At 70.5% G+C, this 21,609-nt stretch carries 13 protein-coding genes; 8 read left to right on the top strand and 5 right to left on the bottom strand.

Annotated features, from left to right (window positions below; genetic code table 11):
- Positions 1-11: 11 nt before the first annotated feature.
- On the bottom strand, positions 12-3,389 hold the full coding sequence (locus AC6JA9_RS12830; RefSeq protein WP_497959802.1) for an ATP-binding protein: 3,378 nt from the start codon (positions 3,387-3,389) through the stop codon (positions 12-14).
- Positions 3,386-5,008, bottom strand: coding sequence for a sensor histidine kinase (locus tag AC6JA9_RS12835; protein ID WP_497959803.1), 1,623 nt, complete (start codon positions 5,006-5,008; stop codon positions 3,386-3,388). Before AC6JA9_RS12835 ends, AC6JA9_RS12830 begins: the two co-directional genes overlap by 4 nt.
- Positions 5,009-5,372: 364 nt before the next feature.
- Between AC6JA9_RS12835 and AC6JA9_RS12840 the strand changes: the two genes are divergently transcribed.
- Positions 5,373-6,698, top strand: coding sequence for a hypothetical protein (locus tag AC6JA9_RS12840; protein WP_267697126.1), 1,326 nt, complete (start codon positions 5,373-5,375; stop codon positions 6,696-6,698).
- 98 nt (positions 6,699-6,796) lie between these two features.
- On the top strand, positions 6,797-7,162 hold the full coding sequence (locus tag AC6JA9_RS12845; RefSeq protein ID WP_223748847.1) for a hypothetical protein: 366 nt from the start codon (positions 6,797-6,799) through the stop codon (positions 7,160-7,162).
- 15 nt (positions 7,163-7,177) lie between these two features.
- Here AC6JA9_RS12845 and AC6JA9_RS12850 read toward each other — a convergent pair whose 3' ends face one another.
- Together AC6JA9_RS12850 and AC6JA9_RS12855 are read right to left on the bottom strand one after the other, a co-directional pair.
- Positions 7,178-8,209, bottom strand: a complete 1,032-nt coding sequence (locus AC6JA9_RS12850; RefSeq protein WP_497959805.1) for a trigger factor — start codon at positions 8,207-8,209, stop codon at positions 7,178-7,180.
- Positions 8,210-8,390: 181 nt separating this feature from the next.
- Positions 8,391-9,434 carry a hypothetical protein gene (locus tag AC6JA9_RS12855; RefSeq protein WP_223785247.1) on the bottom strand — a complete coding sequence of 348 codons (1,044 nt, stop codon included), beginning with the start codon at positions 9,432-9,434 and terminating at the stop codon, positions 8,391-8,393.
- A 282-nt stretch (positions 9,435-9,716) separates the two neighbouring features.
- On the opposite strand from AC6JA9_RS12855, the gene AC6JA9_RS12860 reads away from it, so the two are divergent.
- The 4 genes from AC6JA9_RS12860 (at position 9,717) to AC6JA9_RS12875 (ending at position 14,047) form a co-directional block, all read left to right on the top strand.
- Positions 9,717-11,252: a hypothetical protein gene (locus tag AC6JA9_RS12860; protein ID WP_223748850.1), complete on the top strand. Its 1,536-nt coding sequence runs from the start codon at positions 9,717-9,719 to the stop codon at positions 11,250-11,252.
- Between the two features lie 201 nt (positions 11,253-11,453).
- On the top strand, positions 11,454-11,993 hold the full coding sequence (locus AC6JA9_RS12865) for a TetR/AcrR family transcriptional regulator (RefSeq protein WP_473569449.1): 540 nt from the start codon (positions 11,454-11,456) through the stop codon (positions 11,991-11,993).
- 9 nt (positions 11,994-12,002) lie between these two features.
- The gene (locus AC6JA9_RS12870) at positions 12,003-13,229 is read left to right on the top strand and encodes an MFS transporter (RefSeq protein WP_223748852.1); all 1,227 of its coding nucleotides are present in this window, start codon (positions 12,003-12,005) and stop codon (positions 13,227-13,229) included.
- 89 nt (positions 13,230-13,318) lie between these two features.
- Positions 13,319-14,047, top strand: a complete 729-nt coding sequence (locus AC6JA9_RS12875; RefSeq protein ID WP_223748853.1) for a hypothetical protein — start codon at positions 13,319-13,321, stop codon at positions 14,045-14,047.
- Positions 14,048-14,332: 285 nt separating this feature from the next.
- Here the strand turns inward: AC6JA9_RS12875 and AC6JA9_RS12880 are convergent, their stop codons facing one another.
- Entirely contained in the window at positions 14,333-15,697 is a 1,365-nt protein-coding gene (locus AC6JA9_RS12880; RefSeq protein WP_497959807.1) for a M57 family metalloprotease, read from the bottom strand.
- 170 nt (positions 15,698-15,867) lie between these two features.
- Between AC6JA9_RS12880 and AC6JA9_RS12885 the strand changes: the two genes are divergently transcribed.
- Positions 15,868-17,043: a hypothetical protein gene (locus tag AC6JA9_RS12885; protein ID WP_497959808.1), complete on the top strand. Its 1,176-nt coding sequence runs from the start codon at positions 15,868-15,870 to the stop codon at positions 17,041-17,043.
- Between the two features lie 398 nt (positions 17,044-17,441).
- Positions 17,442-21,608, top strand: a complete 4,167-nt coding sequence (locus AC6JA9_RS12890; RefSeq protein ID WP_497959809.1) for a beta-ketoacyl synthase N-terminal-like domain-containing protein — start codon at positions 17,442-17,444, stop codon at positions 21,606-21,608.
- Position 21,609: the final 1 nt, after the last annotated feature.

The following is a 21,609-nucleotide window of genomic DNA, read 5'->3' on the forward strand; positions in this document are numbered from 1 at the left end:
ATGGGGCCAGCTCAGCTCGTGCCCTGGTCTGACGCCAGCCGGGGCAGCACGGCGATGAACGTCGTGCCCTGGCCGTCCTGGGACGTCACGTCGACGGTGCCCTCGTGGGACTCGACGATGTGCTTCACGATGAAGAGCCCCAGGCCGATGCTGCGCCCCGTGTTGCTGTCCGCCGTGCGGGCGCGCTGGAGCGGACGGAAGAGGCGCGCGCGGGCGTCGTCGGGAATGGGCGGCCCCTCGTTGTGGACGGACAGGACGACGCGCGGTGCTTCGCCTTGGACACGCACCGTCACGCGCGAGCTGGCGGGGCTGTATTGGAGCGCGTTGCCCACCAGGTTACCCAGCACCTGGGCGATGCGGTCCGAATCCCACTCGCCGAAGGCATCCCCGTCCGACTCCACGCGCAGCTCCCGCTCCGGGTGGCTCATCTGCAGCTCCTCAATCACCTGCTGTGACAGCTCATGCAGGTCCACGGGCCGCCGGTGGATGGGCAGACCTCCGCCCAGGCGCACCTGGGTGAAGTCCAGCAGGTCATGCGTCATCCGCACCGCGCGCTCCGCCGAGGCCTGGATGCGCAGCACCGAGCGCAGGTTGCGCTCGCTCAGCTCCTCCCGCCGGGCCAGCACCGACGCTCCCAGCTGAATCGCGCTGAGCGGGTTTCGCAGGTCATGGCTGACGATGCCGATGAGCTGCTGCTCGAACTCCGCGCGCCGGCGCGTCTCGGCCTCCTGGCGCTTCTGCTCGGACAGCTCGTGCGCGATGACGGCCACGCCCACCGGCTGGCCCGTCCGGGCGTGGGTGAGGGTGGAGATGGCGTAGCGCACGGGCAGCCGCGCCCCCGTCCGGAGGTTTCGCGCCTGCAGCTCCCCCTCCCAGCGCCCCTTCGTCGCCACGCCGGGCAGGAGCGTGTCCTGGACGAAGGGACGGTCCTCCTCGGGGAAGTAGTCCAGCAGGGACGTGTGGCGCGCCGCTTCCTGTCCCGGGACGCCGAGCATCCGCTGGCCGGCCTCGTTGAGATACGTGATGCGGCCCTCGGTGTCCGCGATGCCAATCGCATCCGAGCTCTGCTCCACCACGACGGCCAGGGCCTGCCGCGCCTGCTCGACCTGGCGCTTCTCCTCGCGTGCCCTGGCCACGGCGAGGTTGCCCTCCACGCGCGCGAGCAGCTCCCGCGCGGAGAAGGGCTTCACCAGATAGTCGTTGGCGCCCGCCTCCAGCCCCTCGACGGTGGCCTCCTCGCCCGCGCGGGCCGACAGCAGGATGACGGGGATGTCCGCCGTGACGGGCGAGGCCCGCAGCGCGCGCAGCAACCCGAAGCCATCCATCCCCGGCATCATCACGTCACTGAGCACCAGGTCCGGCCGTCGGGCCCGCGCCTGCTCCAGCGCCTCATGCCCGTTGGCGGCCGTCTCCACCGCGTAGCGTCTACCCAGCAGGCGCTGGACGTAGTCGCGCATGTCCACGTTGTCATCCACCACGAGCACCGTCTCGCTGGCGTGGGACGTCCGGTCTTCACGGCGCGCAAGCGGGGGCGCCTCGTCGTCGGTGACCTCGATGGAGGCCGGAGCCTCCAGCCACGTCCGCGCTTCGCTCACGAAGGCCCGGAGGTGGGTGGTGTGACCTGGCTCCTGGGGCTTCAGGTGCCCGGCGGGCAGGTGCGCATGGCCCAGGGGCAGCCACACGGTGAAGGTGCTGCCATGTCCCTCCACGCTGCGCACGGCGAGCCTGCCCCCGTGCAGCTTCACCAGCTCCTGCACCAGCGCGAGCCCGATTCCGCTGCCCTCGTAGCTGCGCCCGTGCGCGCCCTGCACGCGGTGGAAGCGCTCGAAGATGCGCGGCAGCTCCGCTTCGGGGATGCCGGTGCCCGTGTCCGTCACCGACACCTCCACCCCGTCGTCCTTCGCCGCGCACGCGACGCGAATCTCCCCGGCCAGGGTGAACTTGAAGGCATTGGAGAGCAGGTTGAGGATGACCTTCTCCCACAGCTCGCGGTCCACCCAGACGGGCTCGGGGAGGGGCTCACACGACACGACGAGCCTCAGGCCGGCGCGCTCCACGGTGGAGCGGAAGGCGCTGGCCAGGTCCGCGGTGAGCGCGCCCAGGTTCGTGGGCGCGAAGGAGGCCCGCGTCCGGCCCGCCTCGATGCGCGAGAAGTCGAGCAGCGTGTTGACCAGCTTCAAGAGCCGCAGCCCGTTGCGGTGCACCGTCTCCTGGCGATGCCGCTGGCGCGGCCCCAGCGGCTCCTCGGCGTCGCGCAGGCCGTCCTCCACCGGGCCCAGCATCAGCGTGAGCGGCGTGCGGAACTCGTGCGAGACATTGCTGAAGAAGGTCGTCTTGGCCCGGTCCAGCTCGGCCAGGGCCTCCGCGCGGCGGCGCTCCTCTTCACGGGCCCGCGCGGTGGTCACCGCCGTCGTCACGCCGCTGGCCACCAGCTCCAGGAAGCGGCGATAGGCCTCGTCCAGCGCCCGACGGGGGCTGATGCCCAACACCAGGAAGCCCAGGGGCAGGGCTTGTCCGGGACGGGGCATGGGCAGCACCACCACGGACGTGGTCGCCTCGGGCCAGGGGCCACCGGGCAGCGGCCCCAGGGACTCGGGGAGCTGCTCGAGCCGCAGCGACTCTCCGGTGTGTGCCACGCGGGCCAGGGGCCAGGTGTCCGGGCGGGGCTCCTCGTCCAGGAGGATTCGGGCGGGGGCCGCGCGGCTGTCCGACGGCAGGCCGCTGAGCGCCACGAGGCTCGCCGTGCGCTCCGCGTCATCGGTGAGGTAGAGCAGCGCGAGCGGCACGTCGTTCAGGTTGCCCGCGAGCACGCGCGCCATCTCCCGGCACGTGAGCGCCGGCGTCGCTTGTCCCAGGGCCGCGGCGCTCAGCTCGGAGAGCGTGCGCAGCCTGCGCTCGTTGAGCACGCGCTCGGTGGTCTCGGTGAGCGCGGCGAAGATGCCGCCCACGCCGCCGGACTCGTCGCGGATGGGGCTGTGGCTGTAGGAGAAGTAGCACTCCTCCACGTAGCCGTTGCGGTCCAACGGCATCATCAAATCTTCCACGCGGATGGGCTCGCCGGTGGCCTGGATGCGCTCCCAGCCGGGGGCGAGCATGGTGTCCCACACCTCCGGCCAGGTGATGGAGGCCTCCTGTCCCAGCGCGGCGGGGTGCTTCGTCGCGCCGCAGATGGGACGGTAGGCGTCGTTGTACATCTGCACGTAGCGCGGGCCCCACGCCAGGTAGAGCGGGTAGTTGGACGCCAGGACGATTCCCACCGTGGTGCGCAGGGACTGCGGCCAGCGCTCCACCGGGCCCAGGGGCGTCTTCTCCCAGTCGATGCGTCGGAGCAACGCGCCGCACTCGCCGCCGCCGCGCAGCACCTCCTCCACGGCTCGGGGGCCCCTCATCGCGCCAGTCCTCCCGCGGCGCTCTCACCCGACACCCGGCAGGGCAGGTGCACCGTGAAGGTGGCGCCCTGGCCCGGCGCGCTGCGCACGTCGATGGTGCCCCCCATGGCCCGGACGTTCTGCCGGGTGACGTACAGGCCCAGGCCCAGGCCGCCGTAGTGGCGTTCGGAGACGGCGCGCTCGAACTTCTCGAAGATGCGGTCCATGGCCTCCGCAGGGATGCCGATGCCTTCGTCCCGGATGCTGAACCAGGCGTGCTCCGCGGTGCGTCCGGTCCGCAGGTGGACGGGGTGGCCCTCGCCGTACTTGAGGGCGTTGGCGAGCAGGTTCGACACGGCCTGCTCCAGCCGCGCGCGGTCCCACTGGCCCACCACTTCGCCCAGCTCCGTGTGGATGGGGGTGCTGGTGCGCTGGGATTCGGCGTCGAAGCGCAGGGCCACCTCGTGGAGCAGCGCGCCCAGGTCCACCGGCTCCGGCTCCAGGCGCAGCTGGCCTCCGCTGATGAGCGTGACGTCGAGCAGCTCGCCCACCAGCGTCGACAGGCGCTTCACCTGTCGCTGCATGACCTCCAGGTCCGCGGGCAGCCGCTCCAGCAGCTGCGGGCCGCGGCCTTCCTGGGCCACCCGGGCCAGCGTCTGGAGCTTCAGGTGGAGCGGCGTCAGGGGCGTCTTGAGCTCGTGGCTGGCCACGGCGAGGAACTCGTCGCGAATCCGGATGGCCTCGTCCATGGCGACCAGCAGTCGCTCTCTTTCCTGTTCGACCTGTTTGCGGTCGGAGATGTCGATGACCGAGCCGATGTAGCCCAGGAACTCGCCCGCCGATCCGAAGCGGGGGCTGGCCGAGTCGATGGCCCAGCGGTACCGGCCGTCCTTGTGTCGCAGCCGGTAGTCGAGCTGGAAGGGGAGGTGGTCGGCGTTGGCGGCGAGGAAGACGGTGCCCGCGCGCTCGGCGTCGTCCGGATGCACGGCGCCGAGCCAGCCGAAGCCCAGGCTCTCGGCCTCCGTCTGCCCGGTGAACTCGTACCAGCTGCGGCTGAGATACAGAGAGCGGCCGGTGACGTCCGTCACCCAGAGCATGACGGGGGCGTGGTCCGCCATGTTCCGGAAGCGGGCCTCGCTCTCCTGGAGGGCGCGTTGGGACGCCTTCTGGGCGGTGACGTCCCGCATGGTGACGAAGACCCGGTCGCTGTGCTCCGGCGAGGGCCGGGTCAGGGTGAGCATGACGTCGACGTGGCGGCCTCGCAGCGTCTTGAGCACGGTCTCCAGCTCCAGGCGCGTGCCGCCTTCCCAGAACATGACGAGCTCGTCGGTGAATGCCGCGGCCGTCTCCGGGAGGAAGATGCGGGAGAGGGACAGGCTGCCCATCACCTCGTCACGGCCGCGCGCCTCGAGCAGGCGGGCGGTGGCCTCGTTCACGTCCAGGACCTCCACCCAGCCCGCGGCCTCCATCACGAAGCCGGGATGCTCCGCGAGCCAGGCGCGCAGGTCCGTGACGCCCGATGCGCGCAGGGCGTCGAGCGCATTCGTCACGGCGGTGAAGTCCTCCACCCAGAGGGAGACATCCACTGCGTCGAAGAGCTCCGCGTCCCGTGTGCCCCTGGCTGTTCCAGCCCCACCCAAATGTGCCTCCTCGGTACCCCGCTCGCGTGGCCCTGGGTTATCAGCCCGGCCGGGTCGGCCGTGTCACAAAGATTCTGGAGTCGCCAGGAGTCAACGAACAGGCATCTTCCGGGCGTCCACCGCTCGGACGCCTCCTCGGTGGGCCGGCGCCGGACGCCCGCCCGGACGCCCGGGGGGCCGGGCCTGGCTCCGCGTGGCGCGGAGGCGCACGGGCGATGCCATGCGCGTGCGCTCCCGTGTCCGGGACGCGGTGGGATGACTTGTCATTGATAGGGATTGGAGGACGAGGCTGGAGTGGGCAGGGGCCTGACCCGCCGCTGGTTTCGGGTGACCCCCGTGGCGCGAGGCACTAAGAGGGGCCTCCATGTCCCGTCCCTGGGCGACATACGCGCTGCTCTTCCTGGGCTTCTTCGCGGTGCTGGCGGCGTTCCCCGTCTACACCCCCTTCGATTCCAAGCTGACGCTCCCCACCACGCTGTCGCTCCTGCGCGAGGGGAACATCGCCCTGGACGAATACGCGCCCACCTTCCAGGTGCACCAGAACGGCCTCTTCGAGCGCGACGGCCACTACTACAACTACTTCCCCCTGGGCCCCTCGCTCGTCGCCGTGCCCATGGTGGCGCTGGTGGATGGCTTCGTGCGGCTCGTCACCCCCGTGGGCGGCCTCCACCCGTCACTGGGCAGGTCCCTGGCCCACTGGCGCCACCTCCACGACACCACCGGCCTGGTGGACCTGAACGCGTGGAACGAGCCGCAGCGCTACTTCGCCTCCGCGGTCACGGCCCTGGCGGGTGTCGCCATGTTCGTGCTCGGCATGTCGCTGAAGCTGTCCCGCCGTCGCGCGCTCCTGCTCGCCGCCGTCTTCGTCTTCTGCACGCCGCTGCTCTCCACCGCCAGCCGCGCCCTGTGGCAACACGGCCCCTCGCTCCTGTTCCTCACCCTGACGCTCGTCTGCCTCGTGCGCGCACGGGACAATCCCGCCGTCGTCGGCTGGGCGGGCCTCCCGCTGGCGCTCGCCTACGTGATGAGGCCGACCAACGGGCTGTCCGTGCTGCTCTTGTCGCTCTACGTCGTGTGGACCTACCCGCGTCAGGCCTGGAGGTTCTTCGCGAGCGCGCTCCTGGTGGCCATCCCCTGGGTGGCGGTGAACCAGGTCCACTACGGCTCCGTGCTCGCGCCCTACTACGAGCCGCAGCGCCTGGAGTGGTCCTCCTCGCGCGTGGCCGAGGCCCTGGCCGGCAACCTCGTGTCCCCCGGCCGCGGGTTGTTCGTCTTCACCCCCGTGCTGCTCTTGAGCGCCTGGGGCCTGTGGCTGGACGTGCGCGCCCGGACCTTCACCCGCCTGCACGCCGTGCTGCTCGCGGTGGTGGCGCTGCACTGGTTCTCCATCTCCACCTTCCCGCACTGGTGGGGAGGGCACTCGTATGGCCCGCGCTTCTTCACGGACATGGTGCCCTACCTCGTCTTCTTCCTCGTCCCCGTGGTGCGCTCGCTCCAGTGGAAGGGCCCCGAGGCCCGGCGCGGACTGACGGCCACCTTCGCGGTGCTGGCCACGCTGAGCCTGCTCATCCACATCCATGGCGCCAGCTCGCGCGCCGTGTATCGCTGGAACAGCCTGCCGCTCGACGTGGACGAGCACCCGGAGCGACTCTGGGATTGGACCGACCCCCAGTTCCTCGGCCGCCGCTGAGACACGGGGCCTCCGTGCCCTGGTTGGCTGGGGGGCGCTGTCCTATCCTCGCGCGGTGCATCCCCGGTGCACCGCACCCTGTCCCAGGAGCCCCGCCCGTGCCGACGTCCGCCCCGCCCCGTCGAGAGCCACCCCAGGGCCCGTGGGCGCGCTTCCTGGACTTCATGGAGCTGACCTCCCCCGAGGGGAAGTGGGGGTGGGGCCTGGTGCTCGGCCTGCTCGTCATCGGCTTCTGGCCGCTGGCGCTGCTGGGGGTCCTGGACGTGAGCGGGACGCCGCGCAAGGTGCTCGTCGCGCTGGGGCCCGCGTCCATCTGTCTGGGATTGGCCCTGCTCGTGCTGGTGTGCGGCTACCGGTATGGCGAGTCGCTGCGCATGTCGCGCGGCAAGACCTGGGGCCTGGCCGCGCTGTTCGTGGGGCTGGGCCTGGCGGGGGCCGCGGGCCTGTGGTTCAGCGAGAGCTGAGCCCCGAGGGGGCGCTCAGCCCGCCTGGTCCGCGCCCTCGAAGGTGACCTTCGCGCGGTTCATCACGTACTCCACCGCGAGCAGGTACCAGCCCATCTCCGCCAGCCGCTTCGTCGTCTCCGGAGACTCGCGCAGGGCGGCGTGGGCATCCGCGGCGGTGAGCCCGAAGGGCTCCATCTGGAGGGCCACCAGCTGCTCGAGCTTCTCCGGCGTCAGCTGGAGCTTGTGCTCCTCGGTGACGGCCTTCAGCACGATGCCGATCTGCAGCCGCCGCTCGACGTCCGCGCGCGTGGTGTCGTCCGTGAGCCAGCCCTCCAGCGCCTCACGCTGCTCGTCCACGTCGAACTGGTGGTCGACCAGGCCCTGGCCCTCGGCCTGGACCCAGCGGCGGCGCAGCTCCTCGTCCACCAGCGCGCGCGGCAGCTCCACCGGGGCGCGCTGGATGAGCTCGTCCAGCACCAGGTCCCGCGCCTGCACCCAGAGCTCGGCGGCTCCCTGGTCCTCCAGCTCCTCGCGCAGGTGGTTCATCACCTCGTCCAGCGTGGCGCCCATCCCCAGCTTCGCGAGGAACTCCGGGTCGCTGTCCGGCAGCGGCGTCACCTCGTGCGCTCCCAGCACGTCCACCAGGAATCGCGCGGGCTTTCCCCGCAGCGACTCCACCGGGTAGGTGTCCGGAAGCTCCAGCGCGACCTGCAGGGACTCGCCCACCTTGCCGCCCTCGGCCAGCGACTCGCTGAGCCCGGGCAGCATCTCGATGGGCGCCAGCTCCGTCGTCAGGCCGAAGCGCGAGGAGAAGGGGATGAGCCGGCCATCGCAGTAGCCCACGATGTTGAGCTTCACCTCGTCGCCCAGGGCCAGCGGCTCACCCGCCTGCCGCTCGCGCGAGGGGGACACGGCGCGGTGCTTCTCGTGGAAGGCGCGCAGCAGGTCCTCCTCCGTCAGGTCCGGCGGCGTGGGGACCAGCACGGAGATGCCCTCCAGGGAGGGCGCGCTCACGGTGGGCAGCTCCAGCGCCTTGGCGGACACGAGGCTGACCACCGGGCTCATCTTGAGGAGCCGCTCGACGCCCTGACCTGCTCCTTGAGACCCTTGCTTGCTGCTCACGAATGCTCCCGGGAGATAGGCCTGCCAGCGTCCGCGCCAATGGGGGGAAAAGCGACGGCTCGGCATGGACCAGGGCATAGTCCAGCCGAGCCGCTCTGACAAACCCCGCGATGGGGTCGCTGCTCTAGAAGAAGGCGCCCACGATGCTGGACACCGTGGAGACCGCGGCGCCCACCTGGCTGACGATGGGGATGTTGGTGGCGGCGGCGATGGAGCCCACCGCGGTGATGACCGACGTCACCTTCTTGCCAGTGCTCGCGTTCTTGTCCATCAGCGTCGCGCCCGCGTTGGCCACGTCGACCGCGGCGATGGCCACGTTGACGCCCGGGGCGAAGCGGCCCAGCGTCTTGGCGGCGGTGCCGGCGGCGGCCTTCGCGCCCTGCTTGAGCGCGGCCTCACCGACCTCGGAGCCCGCCGTCTTCAGCAGCGCCTTGGCGGCCGTGCGCGGACCGGTGCCCAGGCCCTGGGCCAGGGTGCTGGTCGCCTTCGCCGTCTCGGAGGCGGCGGCCTTGACGGCCCGGCTGACGCCCTTGGCCGTGCCACCCTCGAACAGGCTGGTGGTGGCCGCGTTCTTGACGGCCTTGAGCACGTCGTCGCTGGCGTTGGGGAGCGTCTTCTTGAACGCGTCGACGGCCTTCTTGCCCGCCTCCAGCTTCTCCTTGAAGACGGTGCCGCCGAGCACGCCGCCCATCACCTTGCCGCCCAGGATTCCGCCCGTCGCGGCCGTGATGCCCGCCTTGGTCGCGTCCAGGGAGGAGCGCGTGGCGGCGAGGATGTCGTCCTTGCTGCCGGTGCGGATGGCCTGGCGGATGTCCTTGATGGCCGTGGCGCCCGACATCACCGCGCCGGGGATGCCCGCGTAGCGCGCGGCGGCCTTCATGCCGGCGCCCAGCTTCGTCAGGCCCTTGAACTCACCCGCCTTGTAGGTGGGGTTGCTGACGAAATCGAGGTTCTTGCCCGTCAGCAGGCCCTCGGCGCCGTTCTTGATGTTCTTGATCTGCTGGAAGGCGTCCTTGCCGTACCCGAAGGCCTTCGCGCTCTGGGTGGCGACCGCCGTGGCGCCCTTGATGAGCTCCTTGTTGTCCTCAACGGTCTTCTTGACGTCCTGCACCGTCTTCTGGACGTTCGTGCGGACGGTGTTGATGGTCTTCCGGATGTCGAAACCCATGGTGGGGCCTCACGAATTCAAAAAAGAAGGAACTTGCCGGGATTATCGCGATCAGCCTGCGGGAGTTGCGTCGGGGTCGGTCCGAAAACCATATTGAACGGATGGTTTTTTATCCTGACTCCGTGTAAAAGCCGGAACTCCACAATCACCCTCATTGAGCACGTGTCCTGGCGCCCCCCGGCCCGGGCCGCGGCAGGGAGCGGTATGCGCAAGCTGTCCATGGTGGGCGTCATGTTGTGCGGAGCATGGGTCTCAGGCTGCGATGGCGGGCTCCAGGAGCCCATGTCCCAGCCTCCTTTGGGGGGCGCTGGTGGCACCGCGGCCTCCGTCTCTTCCAACCGCCAGGCGGTGGTCTCCCCCGCGCTCGAGGCGGCGCTCGCCTGTGTCGAGGGGTACGTCGCGGCGGGGACGTGTGATTGGGCGCACTGGAGCGAGATGTGGGAGACGTGCAGGACGTACGAGCACGCGGAGCTCGAGGACGGCCTGTTCCTGGAGGAGGTCCAGTCGGACGCCTGCACGGCGGACAACTGGGCCGCGCTGCGCGCGAAACTGCTCGCCCCGCGTCTGGCGCCCGTGGTCCTGCGCGACGACTGTCACGGCGACTCGACCATCCTCCAGGAGTCCTCGGCCAACGGTTGTTACGCGCTCCCCGCCGGGGCGGGGGCCTCGTACGTCGACGTGGCCATCGGCAAGGCGGTGACGCTGCATGCCGGGGCGGACTGCTCCGGGGACTCGGTCACCGTCGAGACCAGCGCCAACCTCTGTGAGACCTCGTTCGCGAGCGGCGCGAGCGCGAACGACGGCGTGCGCTCGTACCGGGTCCAGGACGTGGAGGCCCCCGCCTCGCCCTACCGGTACACCTGCTCCGCGTCGGAGCCGGCGTGCGTCGAGAACCACAACAAGCGGCTGGGCGCCATCAACAAGAAGCACACCGTCAAGGTCGTCCGTGTGACCTACGCGGGGCGGAGCACCCCCTCGCTGTCCGACATCCGCAACAACGTCCGCGACCTCTACTCGTTCTTCGGCGTCGCCTCGGGCGGGCAGGTGGGGCTGGAAATCACCGCGTCGCAGACGGTGGAGGTGACGAGCGCGAACTGCTCGAAGGCGAAGAACCAGGCGGTCCAGAAGGCCCGCTCGAACGCGTTCCTGACCGTGTACTCGATGCCCAGCGGCATGTGCTCCGTCTCGAACGCGGGCTCCAACCGCGTCTTCCTCAAGGGGGGCCTGTTCCGTGACTATGCCCACGAGGTCGGCCACGTGCTGGGGCTGGCGCACGGCAACACCCGCAACCCGACGACGGGTGAGGTGGACCACTACGGTGACTCGAGCACGTACATGGGCAGCAACGGCTCGGACAACTACAACCTCCCGCAGCTGCACTGGCTGGGGTGGACGAAGAAGGAGGACCTGGTCCAGGTGAACTCCGTCGTCGACAACGGGGGCACCGTCGACATCACGCTCCGGCCGGTGGGGCGCAACGCCGAGAGCAGCAACCCCCACCCGCTGGGGGCCGTCTGGGACATCCCCGGCACGGACCAGCGTTTGTTCATCGCCGTGCCGAAGCCGCGCCTCAATGGTTCGAATCAAATCGAGGGCGGCACGGTGTTCGTCTATCGCGCACCCAAGTGCGTGGGCTGCACGGGCATGGCCATGGGGACCATGGTGATGGCGCGGTTCGGCGCCGAGTCCGTCAACGAGCACGAGGTGCAAGGCCTGTTCATCCGGCCGGTGCCTCCCAATGATGACTACGTCGTCATCCGCGAGGACGGCAAGAACATCAAGGTGTTCAACTCCGTCACGCTGCGCATCCGCAGGTAGCCGAGGGGGCGCGGCCGGGACGGAGGCGTCTGGTTCGTCCCTCCGTCCTGGCCGTTCTCGGGAACAAAGTCGTTCCGGTCCGTGTCGATATGTACGAGCGTACACATGCGGGAGCTGTCCCGTGTGGGGTGCTCGTTCGAACCTTCGATTCACGCTCCGGGGCGCCCACGTCGAGGCCCTGCCGCGTCAGGAGTCTCCGTGGTGAAGCGCCGCAATGACCCGGACCGACGCGACCGCATCATCGACGCGGCGCTCAGTGTCATCGCCGAGGGGGGCGTGGCGGGGACGTCGCATCGACGTGTCGCCGAGCGGGCGGACGTGCCCCTGGGGTCGATGACCTACCACTTCACCAGCATGGATGAGCTGCTTCGCGAGGCCTTCACCCGCTTCGCCGAGCGGGTCAGCGAGCGCTTCGCGGCGCGGCTGTCGGCGGTGGAAGACCGCGAGCAGCTGGCGGCGGCCATCGTCGAGCTGGTGCACGAGGACCTGGTGGCGGGGCCGGATGACCTGGTGCTCACGCTCGAGCTCTACACCCTGGCGGCGCGAAAGCCCGCCTTCCGGCAGATCACCCACGACTGGATGCGCCGCAGCCGGGCGGTGCTCGAGCGCCACGTCGACTCGCGGACGGCCCACAAGCTCGATGCGCTGATCGAAGGGCTGTTCATCCACGTCAGCCTCGACGCCACACCGCATGGCCGCGACGTCACTCGCGCCGCCGTGCTCCGATTCCTCTCCCCCTAGAGCCGCCTCATGAACTCCTCCCTCCCTCCGTCGGTGCCTCGGGCGCACCGCGCGGCCCGCGCCGCCGTGGCGGTGCTGTTCCTCACCAACGGCGCCATCCTGGCCAACCTGCTGCCGCGCTATCCGCAAATCAAAGCGGACCTGGGGCTCACCAATGCGCAGTACGGGCTCGCCATCGCGTCCTTCCCCTTCGGGGCGTTGATGGCGGGGCTCGCCGCGGGAGCCATCATCCGTCGCTTCCGCTCGTCCCGGGTCGCTGTCGCCGGCACGGTGCTCACGGGGCTGGGCCTGCTGCTCGCGGGCCTCGCGCCCTCGTGGGCCGCGCTCGCCGTGACGTTGTTCCTGGCGGGCAGCATGGACGCCATCACCGACGTGGCGCAGAACGCGCATGGCCTCCGGGTGCAGCGCCTCTATGGCCGCTCCATCCTCAATTCGTTCCACGCGCTGTGGAGCGTGGGCGCGGTGGTGGGCGGGCTCATGGGCGGGCTGGCGGCGGGGCTCGCTGTTCCACGGGGCCTCCACCTGGGGCTCTCCGCGCTGCTCTTCTCCGGCGTCTCGCTGACGGCCTTGCGCTTCCTGTTGCCCGGGCCCGAGCCCACCGAAGCCTCCGGGGCCGCCGCGCACGCGGAGGGGGCTTCCGTGAAGCGGGGAGCGGGGCGACTGCGGCTCGTGTTCTCGATGGCGGCGCTGGTCCTGATTGCAAGCAGTGGCGTGCTCGTGGAGGACGCGGGGATGACGTGGGCGGCGGTCTATCTCTCGGGCACGCTCGGGGCGAGCGTGGCGGTGGCTTCGTTCGGCTACGTGGCGCTCGTGGGGGCGCAGTTCATCGGGCGGCTGTTCGGGGACCGGCTCGTCGACCGGTTCGGACAGCGGGCCGTGGCGCGGACGGGCGGCGCGCTCGCGGCGCTGGGGATGGGGGGCGCGCTGTTGTTCCCCTCGGTGCCCGCCACCATCGTGGGCTTCGCGTTCGCGGGCTTCGGTGTGGCCACGCTGGTGCCCGCGGCGATGCACGGCGCGGACGAGCTGCCCGGGTTGCGGCCCGGCACGGGCTTGACGGTGGTGAGCTGGTTGATGCGATTGGGGTTCCTGCTGTCGCCCCCCGTGGTGGGGCTCATCGCCGACGCGGTGGGGCTGCGCCTGGGGTTGCTCGTGGTGCCGCTCGCCGGGGGGCTCGTGATGGCGCTGGCGGGTGTGCTGTCGGCCAGGCGCGTGACAGCGCCGCGAGGCGGAGGCTGAGCCGCGGGCCCGCATGAGGGAGCGGCCCACTCGGTGGAACGCAAGGCAGGACCCGGGGTGTCTGAAGGCGACGCCCCTGGAGACCTCGAGTGCTGACCCTCGTGATGCTGACCCTGCTGGCCGCGCCTCCCGTGGAGGTCGAGGTCTTCGTCCCGCTGTGTGACAACGCGTTGATCGAGTGTGGCCGGGCTGCCGCCGGGGCTCCGCGCGCGCTGGAGACGAACCTCTACTGGGGCGCGATGTACGGCGCGGAGCGGTACCTGTCCCGGGCTCCTGGCTTCAAGGTGATGAGCCGCGAGCCGGGGCCCGAGGGGAGCGTGGTGCTGCGTGAGCTCATCCTCGAGCGGACCCCCGCGAAGGGGGAGCGACCCGTGCGGCTGAAGCTGCTGGCCTACGCAGGCGACGCCATCGACACGGCGCTGGAGGACTTCCTGCGCGCGGCGGCGGGCGCCAGTCGCGCCGACCTGCTGGTGTGGGCCGGGCATGACCGGCTCATGGACCGCGAGCCTCCCCAGGTGAAGGTGCCACCGGGCGCCACGCCCCGGCCCGTGGTCGTCCTGGCCTGCATGAGCGAGCAGTACTTCGGCCCGGTGTTGAAGGCGCTGGGCTCGACTCCCATCGCGCTCACGCGGACGTTGATGGCGCCCGAGGCCTATCTGCTGGAGGCGCTGGCCAGCACCGTGGCGCGGCATGGGCCCACGGAGCCCACCGCCCTGCGCACGGCGCTCGTGGAGGCGTATGCGCGGTATCAGCGCATCTCGCCGCGTTCCGCGGGCTCCGTCTTCTCGAAGCCGCCTCCGACGAAGGCCGCGCCATGAGCGCGCAACAGGCGAGGTCTCCCTGGCCCAAGGGCGCCACGTTGAACGCTTCGTGTGCGGGAAGGACGGTCACGCCGGTGGAGTGACTCGCTGGCGCCGTGCACGCGGTCATCCAGGAGTCTCGACTCCCGATGGACCGAGGGGCGCTTCAGCGAGCCACCTCCGGCTCGCTCCTCACCGGGCGCGCTCGACTCGGGCGGGCGGAGAACTCCCAACCGGGCAGGGCCCGGAGGCGCTCATCAGCGAGCCACCCCCGGGCCACGGCGCATCGGGCCGCTGTGACGACTACGGACTGGTGGAGAAGCTCCCCGCCCAGGCCCCGTAGGACAACGTGGTGATGCCGTTGCGGGTGCTGGCCGTGTAGCTGCTCTGCCCGGGTCGGATGGTGACCGTCATCGTGCCGCCGCTGGAGGCAATCGCCCCCGCGTGCACGCCGGCCGCGCAGGCGTTCGAGTCATCCGTGTAGATGTCCGTGCCCCACACCGTCCCGCTGCTCGTGGCGGGGCAGCTGCAGCGGATCTGCGTCCCGTTCTGCCCGCGGTAGGACGTGAAGTCGTAGGTGGAGCAGGCCTGCACCGGCGTCGTGTTCGTGAACGTGAAGCTCCCCGGCCAGGCGCCGTAGGAGAGCGTGGTGATGCCATTGCGGGTGCTGGCCGCGTAGCTGCCCTGGCCCGGCTGGATGACGACCGTCACCGTGCCGCCGCTGGAGGCAATCGCCCCCGCGTGCACCGCGGCCGCGCAGGCATTCGAGTCGTCCGTGTAGATGTCCGTGCCCCACACCGTCCCGCTGCTGGTGGCGGGGCAGCTGCAGCGGATCTGCGTCCCGTTCTGCCCGCGGTAGGACGTGAAGCTGTAGGTGGAACAGGCCGCGACGCCGCCGGTGCCGTAGAGGGCGTCCAGCGCGGTGAGGTCGGAGCTGGTCCACTCGCCCGTCTCCGTCGAGCGGAAGCAGGAGTTCATGACGGAGCCGCCCACGGTGGCCGTGGTCGGCGTGCCCGGGATGTGGATGGCGCCCACGCCCGCGTCGCCCTCGTCACCGCCTGCGCCGCAGCTGATGCTGCGGTTGTAGTAGTCCGAGTGGCGGAAGCCGATGGCATGCCCCAGCTCGTGCGTGATGACGTGCTCGTTCACGTCCGCGCTGTAGGCCTGCAGGCCCGTGCCGATGTTGATGATTCCGTAGGGCAGGCCTCCCGAGGGGAAGCCCGCCGAGCCGCCCGTGCCCGTCGTCGTCTGCGCGGTGATGTTCGCCGTGCAGCCGGTGGTCGGTCCACGCGCGAAGGTGAGGCGCAGCCCCCGCTCGTTGTAGTTGGCGATGGCCAGGTCCAGGCCCTGGCTCAGCATGCTGTAGGTGTTGAAATCGGGCGTGGGGTTGACGCAGATCTTCGTCACGCCCGTGCCCACCTGGTTCGTCGTGCGGTACTGCTCCGAGCTCTCGTCCAGGGACTGGACCATCTCCCGGGAGGCCTCCAGCGTGACGTGCGCGTCACGACCGACGTACACCTTGCCGTCGGCGATGAGGAGGTCGTCGACGCGGAAGCCGGCCTCCACCAGGTTGGAGACGATCTCCTCGTTCTCCATCTCCGGGTCGACACCGCAGCCGACCCACAACGCACCACAGCTGACAGCGAGGACTGCTGCCTTCCTGAACATGGGGCCCTCTCATCTCTGACTGCGGGGAGCGCGCCGCCGGCCTGGAGTCCCATGCCACCGGGCGACGCTCCGGGAGCATCTCTCCGGCCTAAACGGTAAAAAGCTGTAAAAATTGATTAGGTTGAATATTGGATTCTCGGGGAGGTGCGAGGGATTGCTAGAGTCGGGACATGCGTCCGAGCGTGCGGTGGTCCCGGGGAAGCGTGTCGCGAGTGCTGGTCTGGTTCGTCAGCCTCCTCGTCGTGCTCATCGTCGTGGCCCTGGTCGCGTTCGACCTGTTCATGCGCTCGCGATACGAGCCCACGCTGGAAGCGCAGCGGCAGGACGTCGTCGCGCACCTGGACCTGTTCTGCCGGGAGCAGGAGAAGCTCGCCGCCGACCCGTGGTTCCGCGAGCCACGCCCTGATGGGGACGCGGGCCCCGTGCTCAACGCCTGGGTGCACTGGGAGAGCCCGGGCCCCGCGATGCCCGCGGACTCACCGCTCCAGCTTCCCGCGCACCTCAAGGAGAAGAAGACGTTGGAGGAGTGGTTCGCCGCGGACCAGGACCTGTCCTCGCTGCGCTTCGAGTGGATGCGCGAGCTCCAGCGCTTCGACCGGTGGGACCTCGCGCGCAACCTCCCGTTCCGGCATGAGGAGCCGTACAACATGATGACGGCCCCGGTGCCCCACTTCATCGCGCTGTTGGAGTGGTCCAAGCTCCGGCTCCTCCACGGCGTGAAGACAGGGCAGCCCCTGGAGGCCGCCCGGGACGTGCGCCACCTGGCGTGGCTGTCGTATCGGACGGACACCCTCATCGGCGCGATGATTGGCAACGCCCTGCTGGGGCAGGAGCGCCAGGCGCACGCGCTGATGAAGCAGCCTCCCGCCGAGTGGACCCCGATGAGCCAGGCGCAGGGCGACCGCATGCGCGCCGTGTTCTGGGCGAGCACGTCGTTCTCCAGCATCGTCGCGCCCGTGGACGTGGCCCGCAGGGCCCGAAGCTGCGGCTCGGCCATCACCCGCTGCACGGGACTGGTCGAGGCCAGCAACTCGGCGAGATACCTCCAGCCCATCGCCGAGCCGTCGTATCGCGCGGCCTACGCGGAGCTCCAGCAGGAGCTGGCCACGCCCTGTCCCACCTCCATGCTGACGATGCTCTGGGAGCGCGGCGTCACCATCGACGACCGCCAGTCCACCGGCGGCGCCATGCCCGAGCAGCCGACGTGGATGCGCGGCCTGCCCCGGCGGCATGCCAGCAAGTACATCGCCGGAACCCTGCTCGCCATCGGCGGGCCGAACATCGACCTGCTCAAGAAGCTGCCCCAGGCGCCCGCCGCGCCGGGCTCCGCCGAAACCCAGCCCTGAGCCGCGTGGGGCTCCAAGGTGGGGCGGACACAATCCATGACGTCCCCGCGCGGTGACCTCGCGGTGTCTGGCTTCTCCGAGGAGGGGCCGATGCCAGGGGTGGGGGCGCACGCGCGGGTTGGGTCGACCTGGGTGGTGTCTGATGTGTCATTGATGTCACCTCGAGTGCTCGCCGAACCGTGACATTCTCAGGGAGGTTGAAACGCGTGTGTCTCTCCGCGCTACAAATTCCACCCTCGTGAAAGGCCATTTGTCCGAGGGGAGGAAATGAACGGAGGGATTGATCTGCCTGAACAATCTCGTCTACCTTGTAATCGAGGGGAGGGCCCGTGCGCTTGCGACAAGGCATTGGCCCGGCGCTCGCCGAGCGCATCCATTGGGGACGTCAGAGGGTATTCATGGAGGAGCGCCTTTTTCGGCCGATTGCCATTGTCGGCATCGGTGCCGTATTCCCAAAGGCATCCAATCCCCAGGCGTTCTGGGAGCGGGTGCTGACGGGGCCCACGGCCATTCGGGAGCTGACCGGGCGTGAGCTGCGGTTGGACGGGTACTACGCGGCGGACCGCACGGTCGCGGACCGCACCTATTGCAGGCACGCCGCGCCGTTGGACGAGCTGACGCTCGACTATCGGAAGTACCGCATCCCTCCGAAGGTCGCGCAGGACATGCACCGCACGCAGCTCGCGTTCCTGGAGGCGACGGCGCAGGCGCTCGAGGATGCGCGGGGCGTGATGGACACGGTGGCGCCCGAGCGCGTCGGCTTCACCCTGGGCTCCCTGGGCGGAGGGCTTCGTCCGGACACGCGCGTGCGCACCCGCTTGCTGGACATGCGGGAGTGTCTCTCCCGGGCCCTCGCCGAGGCGGCGCTCCCGGCGTCCCTGGCCTCCGAGCTGCTCGAGGCCACGTCCCAGCAGGTCGAGCGCGAGCTGGCGGGCATCACCGAGGACGAGGCCATCGCCTCCTTCAGCAGCGTCTGGGTGGGGCGGGCCGCCAAGCTCTTCAACCTCCGGGGGCCTCACGCGACGGTCGACGCGGGCTACGCCTCCGCGCTGGCCGCCATCCAGACGGCGTGCGACCAGCTCAACGCGGGCGACTGCGACGTCGCGCTCGCGGCGGGCTGCAGCCAGCTGCTCACCCCGCATGACCTCATCGCGTTCAGCAAGCTGGGAGGGCTGTCCGACTCCACGCTGGCTCCGTTCGACCGCCGCGCCAACGGGACGCTCCTGGGGGAGGGCGTGGGGGTCTTCGCGCTCCGGCGCCTGGATGACGCGCTCGCGCACGGCGAGAAGGTCTACGCGGTGCTGCGCGGCCTCGGCGCGGCCTCGGATGGCAAGGGCAAGTCGCTCATGGCGCCCAACTCGCGGGGCCAGGTGCTCGCGATGCGCCGGGCCTACGCGCAGGCCGGCTATGCGCCCCAGGACGTCCAATACGTGGAGTGCCACGCCACGGGCACCAACCTGGGCGACCTCACGGAGTTCCAGAGCCTCCAGGAGGTGTTCGGCGCAAGCGCCCCGCGGGGCGCCATCCGACTGGGCGGCGTGAAGGAGCTGACGGGCCACCTGCAGGCGGCCTCGGGCGCGGCGGGGCTCATGAAGACGGCCCTGGCGCTGCACCACAAGTTCCTGCCGCCGCAGCACTCGTTCCGGGAGGCCGCGGAGGGCATCGACCTTTCGCGCTCCGCCTTCCACATCTCCAACCAGGGGCGGCCGTGGCCGGAGGTCCAGGAGGGGCCGCGTCGTGCCTCGGTCAGCGCGTTCAGCTTCGGCGGCATCAACTACCACCTGACCCTGGAGGAGTTCTCGCCCGCGTACCACCAGGCGCTGGCGCGCACGCTCCGGGCGCCGCAGGTGGCCGAGCCCATCGCCATCGTCGGCCTGGGCGGCGTCTTCCCGCAGGCGGAGAACCCCGCCGCGTTCTGGGAGAACCTGCTCCAGAAGCGCTGCGCCATCGGTGAGATTCCGGACGAGCGCGCGCCCATCGACCGCTACCTGGACCCCACGCGGCAGAGCAAGGTGCGGCCCTACACCAACCTCGCCGGCTACATCGTCGACGGCGCCTGGCCCCAGGCGCGCATCCGCGTGCCGCCCAAGATGTCCTCGCAGATCGACCGGGGACACAGCTGGACGATGAAGGCCGCGCTCCAGGCGCTCGAGGACGCCGGGGCGACGCGGCAGCAGGTCGACCCGTCGCGCGTGGGCGTGGTGATGGGCTACCTGCCGCCGCTCGAGCGGGAGTTCCAGACCCAGGCCCGCGTGTACTACGCCGAGTTCGACGCGCGCCTGGCCGAGCAGCTGGAGCGCCACGGGGTCGACGCGGCCACGGCCACGAAGCTCCGCGCGTCCGCCGAGGCGCGCTACAAGAGCGAGCTGCCGCCCATCACCGAGGACACGCTGCTCGGGTACCTGGGCAGCCTGGCCGTGGGACGCGTCGCGCACCACCTGGACTTCCAGGGGCCGATGCTCATGGTGGAGTCCGCATGTGCCTCCAGCCTCGCGGCGCTCGACATCGCGATGAACCAGCTGCGCACCCGGCAGTGCGACCTGGTGCTGGTGGGGGGGATGTACGCGTCGCTCGGCGTGGATGCGCTGAGCCAGTGCTGCTCCTTCGGCGGTCTGTCGCAGAAGGGCTCGTTCCCGTTCGACGCCAGGGCGGACGGCTACATCACGAGCGAGGGCGCGGCGCTCATCGCCGTGAAGCGCCTGTCGGACGCGGAAGGAGCGGGGGACCGCATCTACGCCGTGGTGCGCTCGGTGGCCGGGGCCACGGACCCGAAGAACGCCTCCATCTGGGCGCCTTCCTCGGAAGGACAGGTCCAGGCGGTCCGCAGGGCGGTGGAGAAGGCGGGCATCCGCGCCACCGATGTCCAGTACGTGGAGGGCCACGGCACGGGGACGCCCGTCGGTGACCCCATCGAGGTCCAGACGTATCAGGCCGTCTACGGCCGGGCCGCCTCCGAGGGGAAGCTGTTGCTGGGCTCGGTGAAGTCGAACGTCGGCCACTTGAACTCGGGCGCCGGCGCCGTGGCGCTGACGAAGGTCGCCCTGGCGCTGCACCACCAGCAGGTGCCGCCGAACATCGGCTTCGAGACGCCCAACCCGCGCATCCCCTGGTCGCAGGTGTCCTTCGAGGTGCCCACGGAGGTCCAGCCCTGGGTGATGGACGGGCCGGGGCTTCGTCGCGCGGGCGTGACGTCCTTCGGCCTGGGCGGGACGAGCTTCCACGCCGTGCTGGAGGAGTACCCGCGCAAGCCTGCGCAGGACGCGGTGAAGGTGACGAGCGCGGAGCCGACGCGGCCTCCCTTCCTCGCGCTCTCCGGTACGAGCCGCGAGCACCTGTGTCAGCAGGTGGAGCGTCTGCTCCAGGCGGTGGAGCGCGAGCCAGGGATGGATCCTCGGGGTGGGCCCAGGGCGGATGCGACCCTGCCGTGCCGACTGGCGATGACGCTGCCTCGGGGGCAGGGGGCTCGCAAGGCGCTGGAGCGCACCCGGACGTTGCTGGCGGGCACGGGCTCGCCGAGCCTTCCGGAGCAGGGCGTCTTCTTCTACGACGTGCGCGACGCGCGCCAGCTCCACACGGGGAAGGTGGCGGCGGTGTTCCCGGGACAGGGGCCGCAGTACGCGAACATGCTGCGCGAGCTCGCGGTGGAGTACCCGCTGGTCGCGAGCACGCTCGCGCAGGCGGATGCCGCCTTCTCGGCGATGACGGGGCAGTCGCTCTCGAGCACCTTCTGGGTGCCTCCTGGCACGGAGGAGGGCTATCGCCAGGACGACGACACCGTGCACGCCGCCGTCTTCGTGGCGAACGTGGCGCTCTACCGGCTCATCCGCGCGCAGGGCATCCGGGTGGATGTGCTGTTGGGACAGAGCGCGGGGGAGTACGCGGCGCTGGCCGCGAGCGGGGTGCTCTCCTTCGAAGAGGCGCTGCGCGCGGTGTACCGGCGTACCCGCGCGGTGACCGGGCTGCGCGTGGAGTCCCCCGGGAGGATGCTCAGCGTCAGCGGGGACTTCGACCGGCTGCGCCGGGTGTTGCCCGAGGCGGGCGGCTACGTGACGGTGGCCGCGGAGAATGCTCCGGGGCAGGGAATCGTCGCGGGCGAGGTCGAGGCCGTCGAGTTCGTCGCGCGCTGGTGCCGCGCGAACGGGTTCGAGGTCCGCGTGCTCCCGGTGTCGCACGCGTACCACTCACGCATCATCGCCGGCGCGGTGCCGCTGCTGCGCGCGGAGCTGGAGCAGCTCACCTGGAATGCTCCCCAGCTCCCGGTCCTCTCCAGCGTTCATGGGCGCTACTACGCGCCCGAGACGGACGCGCGCTTCATGGCCCGGCACCTCGCGCTGCAATACGTGCTGCCGGTCCACTTCGGTCAGCACGTGCGGCGGCTGCACGACGAGGGCACGCGGCTGTTCATCGAAGCCGGGCCCAAGTGGTCGCTGACGGCGTTCATCCAGTCCACGTTGAAGGGTCTGCCGTACCTGGCGCAAGCCAGCAATCACCCCAAGCTGGGCGAGGTCGAGCAGTTCCACCGCCTCCTCGCCTTCAGCTACGCCCACCATCTGCTCCGCGAATAGG

Source organism: Myxococcus sp. MH1 (genome assembly GCF_059738865.1).

Coding starts and splice junctions, on each gene's coding strand:
- AC6JA9_RS12840 (WP_267697126.1), top strand. CDS start 5,373: ATGTCCCGTCCCTGGGCGACATACGCGCTGCTCTTCCTGGGCTTCTTC.
- AC6JA9_RS12850 (WP_497959805.1), bottom strand. CDS start 8,209: ATGAGCCCGGTGGTCAGCCTCGTGTCCGCCAAGGCGCTGGAGCTGCCC.
- AC6JA9_RS12855 (WP_223785247.1), bottom strand. CDS start 9,434: ATGGGTTTCGACATCCGGAAGACCATCAACACCGTCCGCACGAACGTC.
- AC6JA9_RS12860 (WP_223748850.1), top strand. CDS start 9,717: ATGTCCCAGCCTCCTTTGGGGGGCGCTGGTGGCACCGCGGCCTCCGTC.
- AC6JA9_RS12880 (WP_497959807.1), bottom strand. CDS start 15,697: ATGTTCAGGAAGGCAGCAGTCCTCGCTGTCAGCTGTGGTGCGTTGTGG.
- AC6JA9_RS12870 (WP_223748852.1), top strand. CDS start 12,003: ATGAACTCCTCCCTCCCTCCGTCGGTGCCTCGGGCGCACCGCGCGGCC.
- AC6JA9_RS12885 (WP_497959808.1), top strand. CDS start 15,868: ATGCGTCCGAGCGTGCGGTGGTCCCGGGGAAGCGTGTCGCGAGTGCTG.
- AC6JA9_RS12890 (WP_497959809.1), top strand. CDS start 17,442: ATGGAGGAGCGCCTTTTTCGGCCGATTGCCATTGTCGGCATCGGTGCC.
- AC6JA9_RS12830 (WP_497959802.1), bottom strand. CDS start 3,389: ATGAGGGGCCCCCGAGCCGTGGAGGAGGTGCTGCGCGGCGGCGGCGAG.